The organism is Actinomadura sp. J1-007 (assembly GCF_009793335.1).
Taxonomy (GTDB): Bacteria; Actinomycetota; Actinomycetes; order Streptosporangiales; family Streptosporangiaceae; genus Spirillospora; species Spirillospora yumaensis.
In genome coordinates, this window is record NZ_WING01000001.1 from 1,442,564 (window position 1) to 1,455,034 (window position 12,471).

Sequence of the window (12,471 nt, forward strand, 5' to 3'; positions counted from 1 at the left end):
CTTCGAACACGGCGCCGACGCGCCCGCCGCCTCGTTCACCGCCGGGCGGATCGCGAAGCTGTGGGGCCTGCCCGCCGTCCGCATCGGCGACGAACTCCGCGCCCCCTCAGAGAACGGCTCGACACCCACCCGTTCCGCACACTTCCCCCGCCCACGCTGGAAACGGTCGTCGTGCCGTCCCGCCCGTCCGACGACAACGCGCTCCACGTCGCGCTCACCCAGCTCGCCGAGCAGGACCCGCTGATCAACGTCCGCCGCGACGACGGCCAGACCTCCGTCTCGCTGTACGGCGAGGTGCAGAAGGAGGTCCTCCAAGCCACCCTCGCGAACGACTACGGCGTGCATGTCACGTTCCGCGAGACCACCACGGTCCACGTCGAACGCCCCATCGCCACAGGCTCCGCAGCGGAATTCCTCCACACCCCCACGAACCCCTATCTGGCGACCATCGGCCTACGCGTCGAACCCGCGCCCTCCGGCGTAACGTTCGCCCTCGAAGTCGAATTGGGCTCGATGCCGTACGCGTTCTTCAAAGCGGTAGAGGAAACCGTTCACGAAACGCTGCGCCGGGGCCCGCAAGGCTGGCGCGTCATCGACTGCACCGTCACCATGACGCACTCGGGCTACCTCGCACGGCAGAGCAGCGCCCACGGCGGTTTCGACAAGAACATGTCGAGCACCGCCGGCGATTTCCGCGCCCTCACCCCGATCGTCCTGCGAAACGCCCTGAAACAGGCCGGCACCCGCGTGTACGAACCGATGCACCGCTTCACCCTCGACGTCCCGGCGGACACGCTCGGCACCGTCCTCCCCGCCTTGGCCCGCCTCCGCGCCGTCCCCCAGACCTCGTCCCAACAAGGCGAATCCGCCGTTCTGGAAGGCACGATCCCAGCCGCCTCGATCCACGCCCTCGACCAACGCCTCCCGGGCCTCACCAGCGGCGAAGGCACCCTCGAACACACCTTCAGCCACCACACCCCCCTTTGACCCCAATCCCCCATTCCCATTTTCGGTCATCCACTTGCCGACGCCACACCCGCACCGGTTACTTTGACAGCCGATCAATTCAAGAGAACCAGTGTCACAGATCCCTGCGGGTTCGCCACGCTCAGCGAGAGCGAACAAAACTTCCAGCCTCGACGGCCTGCGCCACGCGCTCGGGTAGATTCGCCGCTCGGAAGGTGTGCACTTGCTTGAGGAAGTCAGGTAATGGCGCGGCGGGCACGGAACGCCTCGGAGATCACGGAGCGCGGCAAAGTCGTGATCATCGGGTTCCGTGCCCGCAGCCCGTTGCGACGCGACCCACACGTTCCATCTGCCGGTAGACCTCACAGCGTGGCGCCGTGGCCCGCCGGTGCTCCCCGCTACGCGGGCGGGGAGCACCGCTGGGCGCGGTTAGCGGTTCGGCGGGGCCTTCCGCGTGTGGACGGTTCGCACCACGCGATCAGTTGCCGATCGTGGCCCAGAAGGCGCACTGGTGTTCTTGGGCGAGATCCACTGGCCCGATTGCGTCCGGTGCCAGCGATTGCACGTGCTCACGTCCTTGGAATGGCGACCACTTCGGCAGGTCGTGACCATTCGGGTTCCCGGTATGTGCGAACTGGCTCCAGTAACGCATCATCTGATCCGAGAGCTTGCGTTGCGCGCTCGTTGCCGGGCCGGGAAGCTGCTTGTCGTCGAAGAGGTACTGGAGCTCGCCCCCATGAAATGCGCCGGTGGGGAAGTTCGGCTTCTTCAGGGTGGTGAACCATGGGGCGTTCTCGTCGCTGAACTCATAAGCGTAGAGGGGCGCGTGTGCGGACAGTGCGCGGTTTCGATCGATAACGGGGCAGGCCCACGCCCAGTCGGTCACGACGGTGGACAGCGCCTCACCGGCGGAGTGAAAATGGTCGCTGGGGTAACGAGCCAGGATCCGCGCGGCGTCGGTCGGCCCGAAGAGCGTGTGGAGCTCATCCCGGTAGCTGGCATCGGTCGTCTCCTTGCCGGCCGCGGCCTCGATGGCGGCGGTGAAGAGGTGATGTTCATCGCGCGTGGTGCCTTCGATGATCGGCACGCGATTGAAATGGCCTGTGGCGAATGCCTTCTGCGGGCTGATGGGAAGCACGCCGCCACCCGTTGTAGGCCCGGATCCGAGGCCGCGGTCGGACCACTTGGCGAGCACCTCCGGTGCTATTTTACGGAGGCAGGCCGCAGCTGCACGGACTTCGGGACAGTCGAGTTCGGAGGCGACGTCGAGTCCGTGCTGTTCACGCTCCGCGCGCGGTAGCGGGAACCAGGTCGGTGGGCCCGGGGACCATTTCCTCCCGGTGCATTCCGCGCTCTGGATGATCGCCTTCTGGAAGAGCCCTGCCGAGCCGGGGGCCGCCAGATGGGAGCAGACGCTCGTACCTCCGGCTGACTCGCCGAATATGGTGACGTTCGCCCGATCGCCACCGAATGCTGAGGCGTTACGCTGGACCCATTGCAGCGCGGCCTGCTGGTCCTCCAATCCGAAGTTGCCCGAAAGGTGCCGGGCCGCACCGTGATCGAGGGCGGGATGTGCGAGGAATCCGAAGATGCCCAGGCGGTAGTTCGGTGACACCACGATCACGTTGCCCGCGTTCGCCAGGCGCTGTGCGTCATAGAGGCTGCCGGCGCCGTTGATGAAGCCGTTGCCGTGGATCCACACCATCACCGGGAGTTTGCGGGCGCTGCTGTGGCGGGGCGTGGTGACGTTGAGGTAGAGGCAGTCCTCAGTGATGCTGGCCTCGTCGATCAATCCCTCCGCTTGCGCGCACCGGTTGCCGGGCTCGGTCGCGTCCCTGATTCCTGACCACGATGCGGCACGTTGGGGAGAGGCCCAGCGCAGCGGCCCCTCCGGTGGGGCGGCGTACGGGATCCCTTGGAACAGCCGCGCGCTCGCGGTGAGCTTGCCACGTACGGCGCCGGCATCGGTTGAGATCACCGTGGAGTGATCGTGGCTCGTCCCGGCACTGTCCGCCGACGCGGCACCGGCCGTTCCGGCGCATGCCGAGGCGCCGACGAGCACCGCTGCGACGAGTAGTGTCCGTATGCGACCCGGCACGGTGGGCTGCGAACGGTCGCGGCCTGGCGCTGGGCCCTGCATGAGCTGTCTCAAGTGTTCACATCCCGATCCTCTTTGTGCAAGGGCCACACGAATGAAAGTGTAAGGGACGCACAAAGTCAAGGGTTCGGCGAGATCTGTGAGGGCGATCCACTGATGTCGACTGGCGTTGATCCGCAGGAGCTGCCACCGGGGTTGGCCCTCGCCTGGGGCCTGCCCGTCAAGACGAGCAAGCTCGGGCGGCCGCCGTCCCAAAGCGTCGAGCAGGTCGTCGAGGCGGCCATCGACCTGGCCGACGCGGAGGGCTTCGCGGCGCTGTCGATGCCGAAGCTCGCCAAGAGGCTCGGGCTCACGGCCAACGCGATCTACCGATATGTCCGATCCAGGGATGAGCTGCTGGTGCTGGTCGCCGAGACCGGGTGGGGCCCCGCACCGGATCTGGCGGCGGGCGCCGACCGCTGGCGAACCGCGGCGACGACCTGGACTCAGGCGATGATCGACCGGTGCGATGTCCATCCCTGGCTGGTGGACCTGCCCGCCCGGGGCGCGCCGATGACGCCGAACCTGCTGCGCTGGACGGAGGTCATTCTGCAAACCTTCACCGGCGCCGGGCTCAGCCCCAAGGAGGCGATTCAGTGCGCGTTGCTGCTCGATGTATATGCGCGCCGGATCGCCGACATGCGCCGCGACCTCAGGCAGAACAGCGCGGGCCCCGCGCAATCGACCGCCGTGCAGGATTTCCTGCTGCCGCTGCTGCGCGAGCACGGATATCCCATTGTGGCGGCCCTGATGGTGGACGATGATTTTTCAGATGATATCGACGACAGTGATGTGACTTTCGGTCTAACTCGAATTCTGGACGGCATAGACGGCCTCCTGCCGAGGAACAGGAATCACCGCACCGCTGACCCCGCCGACTAATTTGCTGAGCGGGTGGGTGACGTTCTGGGATAGGCGGGGCTCCCTTTCATGCCCGAGCAGGAATGATGGCGCGGCAGAGACGCCCAAGAGATCTGCGGGGGTTGACCGGCGCGGCCGAGGTTCTCGCCGGGCGGCGGATCGTGGCCGGGTTCGGCCTCGGGTTTGGGCTGGTGAGCGGGCGGGCGTTCGGAACGCCGCTGCTCGACCGGGGGTGCCTGCCGCGGCCGGGATATCGCCAGCCGCGACGGATCGGTGGATGATCCGCCTGGACCCGACTCGCTCCCAGGAGGTCCGATGCGGGGATCGGCTGGATCTCGTTGTCGCTGCTGTTGTCCGTCCTGCTGCCGTTGGGGCAGGTCTCCGGCGTGGAGGCCCGAGCATCGACGGCCAAGGGGATCGACTGGAAGCCGTGCCCCGACGATGAGGCCGTGGAGTGCGGCACGGTGTCGGTGCCTGTTGACTGGGCGCGTCCGGCGGGCCCACGGATCGACATCGTCACGGCTCGGGTGCGGGCCGGCGATCCGAAAGCGCGGATCGGCTCGCTGTTCCTGCTTCCCGGCGGCCCCGGCGGCTCGGGCGTGGACTCCGTGTCCATTCTCCGCGAGTTCCTCGCGCCCGAAATCCTTCGGCGCTTCGACCTCATCGGATTCGACGCCCGTGGAATCGGCCGCAGTCACCCGGTGCTGTGCCCCACCGCTTCCCATCCGCCCTCGGAATTCCCGCGAAACGCGAAGGCGTACCGGCGGCTGGTGGAATATCACAGGCAAAAGGCAGGCGCATGCCGACGGCTCACCGGGCCGTTGTTCGACCGCGTTGACACCCTCAGCGTCGCCCGGGACACAGATGCGATCCGCGCCGCGTTGGGCCAGCAGAAGATCTCCCTTCATGGAGGGTCGTACGGCACGCTGCTCGGTCAGCAGTACGCCGAGGAATACCCTCGTCACGTCCGGGCTCTCGTACTTGACAGCAGCATGGACCACAGCATTACCAGTGCCCGCGGGTACCTCGTTCCCCAGTCCCTCGTACTGGAGCAGAGCTACCGCCAGTTCAGCGCGTGGTGCGCCAAGAGCACGCGCTGCAAACTGCACGGCCAGGACGCATTGAAGGTCCTGGACGAGCTAATGGCTAAGGCAGACCGCGGTGAGCTGCACGATCCCGACGAGCCAGGTTCCACAATCACTGCCGAAGACCTGTCCGAGATAATCCGCCGGGCGATGTACGGGACGGTGGACTGGGTGGATCTGGCCCAGCGCCTCAACAAGATGCGGACCGGAATCACCGGGACGCTACGTACCGGTGTCGAGAAGGACCCCTACCACGCCATCTTCTGCTCCGACTTCAGCTTCCCGATCCGCGACTACAAGCAACTGAAGACCCTGATGGCCTCGTCTCGACGGGTGGCACCGCACACTCGGGTCAGCCCGTTGGGATGGACCGACATCACCGGATGCCAGGGTTATCTTCCGAGGACCCGCAATCCCCAACACCCGTACCGAGTCAAGGGAGCCCCGCCGATCCTGATGACCAACAGCCGGTACGACATCGCGACACCGTATCCGTGGGCGTCCAACGTGGCGCGGCAGATTCCCGGTGCGGTCCTGCTCACCCACGACGGCATCAACCATCTCAACTACGTGTGGGAACCGTGCATCACCGCGGCCACCGACCGATACCTACTGACGTTGGCCACCCCGCCGCCCGGCACGCACTGCCCGGCCACGCCGCCCGCGGCCACCAACAGGTCCACCAGCAAACTCCCCTCATGGCCCCGGTGACGCCCACCCGTACGACATGGGCAAAGGCCCCTAGAGCGGTTCGTTTCAGACCTGCGTCCAGTGGAGGTCGAGCTCACCACTGAGGACTCGCCGGTGAAACGCGTTCCACTCCGCCCGAGTGAAGGTCAGCTCAGGACCGGCAGGATCCTTGCTGTCCCGTGCGGCGACTCCATGGCGTTCACATGTCCCGACTTCGACACACGAACCCTGAGTGCTGCTGCGCCGGCCTTCGCGCCAAGCCGCGACCTCGACACACGCGCCCTGTGAGCCGCTGTGACTGCTCTTGCGCCAAGCGAGGCGCCACGAGTCCGCCATGACCAACGCGCACCTTCCATGACCTCACGCCGCCGAATGATTACATATCGGCACTTATGCGCGCGATCATCTCACGGGACGCCTCCGGGCCGAGGGCTCCGGCGCGCAGGTGGCCGAAGATCTCGTGGTACTCGTTCACGTCGGCCGCGTCCCCTCCAGGCAAAGGCCGCCGCACCGGTATTGGATGTAGACGACACCTGGATTGACCCCCAGCGATCGAGACCCTCCCGCGAAGGCGTGCGGATCTCGGTCTTCATGACCGCGCGCATGTAGTCCTCGGTCTGCAAGAGCCCGAACACCAGCTCCGCTTGGTAGGACCCGCTGTCCGCGGCCTCTTCCTCCAGGCCGACACAGAACGTGAACCAGCCGGGGAACGTGTCCCAGCAGCGGGCCGCCCGCCGGAGGAGTGGCGGGCGGCCCGGAGCGGGTCAGCGGGACCCAGGGGCTGCTGAAGCTCAGCCCATGTGGGGGTAGGGGGTCTCCGTCGGCGGGACGAAGGTCTCCTTGATGGAACGGGGCGAGGTCCAGCGCAGGAGGTTCTGCGGGGAGCCGGCCTTGTCGTTGGTGCCGGACGCGCGGGCGCCGCCGAACGGCTGCTGGCCGACGACCGCGCCGGTCGGCTTGTCGTTGATGTAGAAGTTGCCCGCGGCGTACCGCAGGACGTCCATGGTGTGCGCGACGGCCTCGCGGTCCTGCGCGATGACGGCGCCGGTCAGCGCGTACGGGGCGGCCGACTCCATCTGCGCCAGCATCGCGTCGTAGCGGTCGTCGTCGTAGACGTGGACGGCGAGGATCGGGCCGAAGTACTCGGTGCTGAAGATCTCGTTGTCCGGGTCGTCGGAGACCAGGACGGTCGGGCGGACGAAGTAGCCCACCGAGTCGTCGTACGAGCCGCCCGCGGCGATCTCCACGGCCGGGTCGTCCTTGGCGCGGTCGATCGCCGCTTTGTTCTTGGCGAACGCGCGCTCGTCGATGACGGCGCCGATGAAGTTGCGCAGGTCGGTGACGTCGCCCATGGACAGCCACTCGACCTCGTCCACCAGCGCCTCGCGGAAGCCGTTCTCCCAGAGGGAGCGCGGGATGTAGGCGCGGGACGCGGCCGAGCACTTCTGGCCCTGGTACTCGAACGCGCCGCGGACGAGCGCGGTCTTCAGCACGGCCGGGTCGGCGGACGGGTGCGCGACGACGAAGTCCTTGCCGCCGGTCTCGCCGACGAGGCGCGGGTACGCGCGGTACCTGTCGATGTTGGCGCCGACCGTCTTCCACAGGTGCTGGAACGTGGCGGTGGAGCCGGTGAAGTGGATCCCGGCGAGGTCGCGGTGGGCGAGCGCGACGTTCGACACGGCGACGCCGTCGCCGGTGACCAGGTTGATCACGCCCGGCGGGAGGCCGGCCTCCTCCAGCAGCCGCATCACGAGGACGGCCGAGTACGTCTGGGTCGGGGACGGCTTCCAGACGACGACGTTGCCCATCAGGGCGGGCGCGGTGGGGAGGTTCGCGGCGATCGCGGTGAAGTTGAACGGGGTGATCGCGTAGACGAACCCCTCCAGCGGCCGGTGGTCGGTGCGGTTCCACACGCCCGGCGAGCTGATCGGCTGCTCGGCCATGATGCCCCGCGCGAAGTGCACGTTGAACCGCCAGAAGTCGATCAGCTCGCAGGGGCTGTCGATCTCGGCCTGCTGGGCGGTCTTGGACTGGCCGAGCATGGTGGCGGCGGCGATCGTCTCGCGCCACGGGCCCGCCAGCAGGTCGGCGGCCTTCAGGAAGACCGCGGCGCGGTCGTCGAACGACAGCGCGCGCCAGGCCGGGGCGGCGGCGAGCGCGGCGTCGATCGCGTCGCGGGCGTCGTCCTCGGTGGCGGTGCCGAACGTGCCGAGCACGGCGGCGTGGCGGTGCGGCTGGACGACGTCCACCTTGCCGCCGGCGCCGAGCCGCCGCTCGCCGCCGATGGTCATCGGCAGGTCGACCGGGGCGGCGTCCGCCAGCTCGGTCAGCTTGGCCTCCAGCCGGGCCCGTTCGGGGCTGCCGGGGGCGTAGCCGCGCACCGGCTCGTTGGCCGGCGTCGGGACGTTGGTCACGGCGTCCATGGGGTCACTCCTCCTTGTGGGTGGCGGCCGGGGTTCAGCGGGAGACGAACGAGCGCAGGAAGAACGCGAGGTTGGCGGGGCGCTCGGCGAGGCGGCGCATGAAGTAGCCGTACCAGTCCGAGCCGTACGGGACGTACACGCGCATGCGCTGCCCCGACCCGGCCAGGCGGCGCTGCTCGGACGCGCGGATCCCGTACAGCATCTGGAACTCGTACGACTCCGGGGCGCGGCCGGTACGGCGGGCGAGGTCGAGCGCGATGTCGATGATCCGCGGGTCGTGGCTGCCGATCATCGGGTGGCCGCCGCCCTCCATGAGCAGCCGCAGGTCCCGCACGTACGCGCGGTCGACCTCGCGCCTGCTCTGGAACGCGACGGAGGCGGGCTCGGCGTAGGCGCCCTTGACGAGCCGTACGCGCGAGCCGTCGTGCGCGAGGTCCTTCAGGTCGCCCTCGGTGCGGCGCAGCATCGCCTGGATCGCGACGCCGGTGGACGGGAAGTCGGCGCGCAGCTTGGCGAGGGCGTCGAGGGTGGAGTCGACCGTGGTGTGGTCCTCCATGTCCAGGGTGACCGTCATGCCGTGCCGGTCGGCGGCGGCGGCGATCTCGCGGGCGAGGTCGAGGGCGACGGCCTCGCCGTCGCCGGGCAGCGCCCGGCCGAGCGCCGACAGCTTCACCGACGCGTCGGCGTCGCGGGTGAGGCCGTGCTCGGCGAACGCGGCGAACAGCGCGAGGTACGCGTCGCGGGTCCGTTCCGCCTGGGCCCGGTCGGTGGTGTCCTCGCCGAGGTGGTCGAGGGTGACGGCGAGTCCGTCGCCGGTGAGCTCACCGGCGGCCCGCAGCGCGGCGTCGAGGTCCTCGCCCGCCACGAACCGGTCGACCACGCCCCGGGTCACGGGGACGGCGGTGACGAGCGAGCGCATCCGGCGGCTGCGCGCGGCGGCGAGGAGCAGAGGGCTGAGCACGATGACCTCCCGAACGCAGGGGATCTCCCTCCATCCACGCTAGAAGCCGCACCGATCCCCGGCCACGGACGAACGTCACTCCCAGCAGAGCCCATTTCATACATTTGTATGATGGCCGCATGGCCATCGACCTCCAGGAGATCGTCGAGAGCGCGGTGGAGCTGCTCGGGGCCCCGGCGACCCTGGAGGACCGCGACTTCCACCTCGTCGCGTACGCGGCGCACGGCGACATGATCGACCCGGTGCGGATGGAGTCGATCCTGCACCGCCGCTCGACCGACGCCGTGCGTTCGCGGTTCGAGCGGTACGGCATCGCGCGCGCGACCGGCCCCGTCCGCATCCCCGCCGACCGCGCCGGAGGCGTGCTCGGCCGCCTGTGCCTGCCCGCCCGCTGGAACAACGTCACCTACGGCTACCTGTGGCTCCTGGACGACGCCGGAACGATCTCCGACGCGCTCGCCGCCCAGGCGATGCCGCTGGTCGAACGCGCGGGCCTGCTCATGGCGCGCCAGGCCCGCGAGCGCGACGACCTCGGCTGGAAGCTGGCCGACCTGCTGTCGGCCCAGCCCGACGTGCGCGCCCAGGCCGCGGGCGAGCTCGCCGACACCCTGACCCCGCCGTTCGGCGTCGCCGTCCTGCACGCGCCCGGCCCCGACCCGCAGCCGCTCAACCCGTGGCTGCTGCCCCGCTCCGTCCTGACCACCGTGTGGGAACGCGACCACGTCCTGCTGTTCCCGATGGCCCGCTCCGGCGACGTGGTCGAACGGGCCCGACGCCTCCTGGCCGAACGCAGCCCCGACCCCGTCCAGGCCGGCTCGTACGGCCCGTGCGCGTCCCTCGCCGACGTCCGCGAGGGCTGGCTGCGCGCCCGCGTCGCCGCCCGCGCCGCCGCGTCCGGCGAGACCCTGGCCTGGGACTCGCTCGGCGTCCTGCGCCTCCTGCGCTGCGCGGGCGACGGCCCCCTCGCCCAGGCCGTCCTCCCCCGGACGTCACCCGACTGCTCGACCACCCCGTCCTGGCGTCGACGGCCCGCGCCTACCTGGACCACGCGGGCGGCGCCCAGGACACGGCCCGCGCCCTGAACGTCCACCGCCAGACCCTCTACCACCGCCTCCGCCGCGTCGAGGAGATCACCGGCCTGCACCTGGCGAACGGCCAAGACCGCCTGACCCTCCACCTGGCCCTCACCCTCGCCCCCCACCTGAGCGCCACTCGCCGCGGAGACCCTCCGTAGACTCCTGGCCTATCTCGCAACGCAAGGAGACCCGAAACGGACACCATGACCGCCGCGCTGGCCTTCGCGGGCGCCGCGATGCTCATCAACGTGATGCCCGGCCTCGACACGCTGCTCGTCGTACGGACGTCCGTCGCCCAGGGCCGCAAGGGCGGCCTGGCCGCGACCCTAGGCATCCTCACCGGCTGCGTGGCCTGGGGACTCACGACGGCCATCGGCCTGACGGCCCTGCTGACCGCCTCCCACGTGGCGTACGACACCCTCCGCATCTGCGGCGCCGCCTACCTCGTCTACCTGGGCGCGACGGCCCTCTGGCGATCCAGAAAACCCGCCGAGGAACCCACCGAACAACTCATCGCCCCCACCGGCCACTGGGCCGCGTTCCGCGCCGGAATGGGCACGAATCTGCTCAACCCCAAAGCGGGCGTCTTCTACATGAGCCTGATCCCGCAGTTCATCCCGGACGGCGCACCGACGTTCAGTACGACGCTCCTGTTCACCGCGATCGACCTAGTGGAACTGGCCGTCTGGTACTGGCTTCTCGCCGGTGCGGCCTCAGCCCTGAGCGAGCGAATCAGACGCCCCGCCTTCCGCCGCCGCATGGAACAGGTAACCGGCGTAGCCTTCTTCGCCTTCGCCGCCAACGTCCTAGCCGACCGCCCCTAACAAGGACCGAAGACCGACCAGGACCAAGGACCGAAGCCCCGAAGGGCAGGGGGCAAGGGGCGAAGCCCCAAAAACCACGCGCACACCGAAACCAAGCCGCAGGGACGAAGTCCCGAACGGCCCAACAAGCCCAGCCACCAAGGGGTGTGGGGGCGGAAGCCCCCACAGCCGGGGGGCTCGGGGGGTCGCCCCCCCGATAAAAAGCGAATGGCTCCCCCGGAAGCAAACCAACGGTTTGCGACCAGGGGAGCCCCAAGCCAGTAGCGGGGGCAGGATTTGAACCTGCGACCTCTGGGTTATGAGCCCAGCGAGCTACCGAACTGCTCCACCCCGCGGCGATGCCTCAACTGTAGCGGGCCCGAGGGGCTTGGGCCAAATCGTTTCAGCAGGACGGGATCTCGCCCTTGCCGCCGTTGAGGGCGGCGATGGATTCGCGGGCTCCGTGGAGGGTGTCGGCGCGGACGAGGCGGAGGCCGTCGGGCTTGGCGGCCTTGGCGTCGGAGCAGTTGCCCTTGGGGGTGAGGAAGGTGGTGGCGCCGGCCTTGCGGGCGGCGACCATCTTCTGCTGGATGCCGCCGATGGGGCCGACCTTGCCCTCGGCGGTGATGGTGCCGGTTCCGGCGATGAACTTGCCGCCGGTCATCGACTCGGGGGTGAGCTTGTCGATGATGGCGAGGGAGAACATCAGCCCGGCGGAGGGGCCGCCGACGTCGCCGACGCTGATGTCGATCTTGAAGGGGAACTTGTACTGGTCGCCGAGGACGACGCCGACGACCGGGCGCTTGCCGGTCGGGTCGGCGGCGGTGGTGAGGGTGACCTTCTGCTCCTTGCCGGAGCGCTTGACCGTGAGCGCGGCGGACGCGCCGATCTTGCGCTTGGCCATCAGGTCGGTGACCTGGGAGGTGCTGGTGATCTTTGTGCCGTCCAGGCTGACGATCTCGTCGCCGGGCTGGAGCCTGCCCTCGGCGGGCATGCCCTTCTGGACGCTGTTCACGACGGTCTGAGTGGACAGCTTGATGCCGAGCTCGTTCAGCGCGGCGGCCTCGGCGGACTGCTGGGAGTCCTGCATCTGGCGGACGTTCTCCTGGTCCACCTGCTTCTGCGACTCGTTCTTGGGGAAGATCGTCTCCTCGGGGACGATCGCCGTGTCGCTCTGGAGCCAGCCGCGCAGCGCGGTGAACAGGTCGATCCGGCCGCCGGGCCCGCCCCGGTAGGTGACGGTGACGAAGTTGAGGTGGCCCTTGTCGTCGTAGGTCCGGCGCCCGTCGATCTTGATGAGCGGCTCGCCCTTCTCGTTCGTGCCGAGGGTGTTGCTCGTCGGGCCGGGCATGAGCGCCACGTACGGCACGGGCATCAGCGAGCCGACGAGGGCCAGGACGAGGACGAGCACGCTCGCGACGGTGAGCGTGGCGGCACGACGAGACATGGCGGAAACTCTATGCGCAAAC

11 protein-coding genes, 1 tRNA gene and 1 pseudogene are annotated in these 12,471 nt (G+C 69.0%); 6 read left to right on the forward strand and 7 right to left on the reverse strand.

The window, feature by feature from the left end; translation table 11 throughout:
- Nucleotides 1-60 precede the first annotated feature (60 nt).
- Complete coding sequence (locus GEV43_RS54620; RefSeq protein ID WP_309239484.1) at nt 61-987, forward strand: hypothetical protein; 927 nt, start codon at nt 61-63, stop codon at nt 985-987.
- 457 nt (nt 988-1,444) lie between these two features.
- On the opposite strand, the gene GEV43_RS06520 is transcribed toward GEV43_RS54620, so the two are convergent.
- Nucleotides 1,445-3,028: a carboxylesterase/lipase family protein gene (locus GEV43_RS06520; RefSeq protein ID WP_206681084.1), complete on the reverse strand. Its 1,584-nt coding sequence runs from the start codon at nt 3,026-3,028 to the stop codon at nt 1,445-1,447.
- A gap of 192 nt (nt 3,029-3,220) precedes the next feature.
- Here GEV43_RS06520 and GEV43_RS06525 point away from each other — a divergent pair, with 192 nt between their 5' ends.
- Both GEV43_RS06525 and GEV43_RS06530 read left to right on the forward strand, forming a co-directional pair.
- Entirely contained in the window at nt 3,221-3,985 is a 765-nt protein-coding gene (locus GEV43_RS06525) for a TetR/AcrR family transcriptional regulator (protein WP_160819906.1), read from the forward strand.
- A 317-nt stretch (nt 3,986-4,302) separates the two neighbouring features.
- Nucleotides 4,303-5,760: an alpha/beta fold hydrolase gene (locus tag GEV43_RS06530; protein ID WP_160819907.1), complete on the forward strand. Its 1,458-nt coding sequence runs from the start codon at nt 4,303-4,305 to the stop codon at nt 5,758-5,760.
- A 45-nt stretch (nt 5,761-5,805) separates the two neighbouring features.
- Here GEV43_RS06530 and GEV43_RS06535 read toward each other — a convergent pair whose 3' ends face one another.
- From GEV43_RS06535 to GEV43_RS06545, 4 genes and pseudogenes are all read right to left on the reverse strand, one after another.
- Nucleotides 5,806-6,075: a DUF397 domain-containing protein gene (locus GEV43_RS06535; RefSeq protein WP_160819908.1), complete on the reverse strand. Its 270-nt coding sequence runs from the start codon at nt 6,073-6,075 to the stop codon at nt 5,806-5,808.
- Between the two features lie 230 nt (nt 6,076-6,305).
- Nucleotides 6,306-6,419 (reverse strand): annotated as a pseudogene (locus tag GEV43_RS54625) (Scr1 family TA system antitoxin-like transcriptional regulator); the annotation flags it as partial.
- Between the two features lie 111 nt (nt 6,420-6,530).
- On the reverse strand, nt 6,531-8,162 hold the full coding sequence (pruA, locus tag GEV43_RS06540; RefSeq protein WP_160819909.1) for an L-glutamate gamma-semialdehyde dehydrogenase: 1,632 nt from the start codon (nt 8,160-8,162) through the stop codon (nt 6,531-6,533).
- Nucleotides 8,163-8,196: 34 nt separating this feature from the next.
- Nucleotides 8,197-9,123, reverse strand: coding sequence for a proline dehydrogenase family protein (locus GEV43_RS06545; RefSeq protein WP_160819910.1), 927 nt, complete (start codon nt 9,121-9,123; stop codon nt 8,197-8,199).
- A gap of 119 nt (nt 9,124-9,242) precedes the next feature.
- Between GEV43_RS06545 and GEV43_RS49530 the strand changes: the two genes are divergently transcribed.
- The 3 genes from GEV43_RS49530 to GEV43_RS06555 are packed head-to-tail and all read left to right on the forward strand — an operon-like array spanning nt 9,243 to nt 11,023.
- Nucleotides 9,243-10,205 carry a PucR family transcriptional regulator gene (locus GEV43_RS49530; RefSeq protein WP_241682809.1) on the forward strand — a complete coding sequence of 321 codons (963 nt, stop codon included), beginning with the start codon at nt 9,243-9,245 and terminating at the stop codon, nt 10,203-10,205.
- A complete protein-coding gene (locus GEV43_RS55880; protein WP_375539084.1) occupies nt 10,163-10,357 on the forward strand; it encodes a helix-turn-helix domain-containing protein in 195 nt (64 codons plus the stop codon). The genes GEV43_RS49530 and GEV43_RS55880 overlap by 43 nt, the downstream gene beginning before the upstream one ends.
- 45 nt (nt 10,358-10,402) lie before the next feature.
- A complete protein-coding gene (locus GEV43_RS06555) occupies nt 10,403-11,023 on the forward strand; it encodes a LysE family translocator (protein ID WP_160819911.1) in 621 nt (206 codons plus the stop codon).
- Between the two features lie 261 nt (nt 11,024-11,284).
- Here the strand turns inward: GEV43_RS06555 and GEV43_RS06560 are convergent.
- Nucleotides 11,285-11,358 (reverse strand) — tRNA-Met (locus GEV43_RS06560).
- Nucleotides 11,359-11,405: 47 nt separating this feature from the next.
- Nucleotides 11,406-12,449 carry a PDZ domain-containing protein gene (locus tag GEV43_RS06565; RefSeq protein WP_160819912.1) on the reverse strand — a complete coding sequence of 348 codons (1,044 nt, stop codon included), beginning with the start codon at nt 12,447-12,449 and terminating at the stop codon, nt 11,406-11,408.
- Between the last annotated feature and the right edge of the window lie 22 nt (nt 12,450-12,471).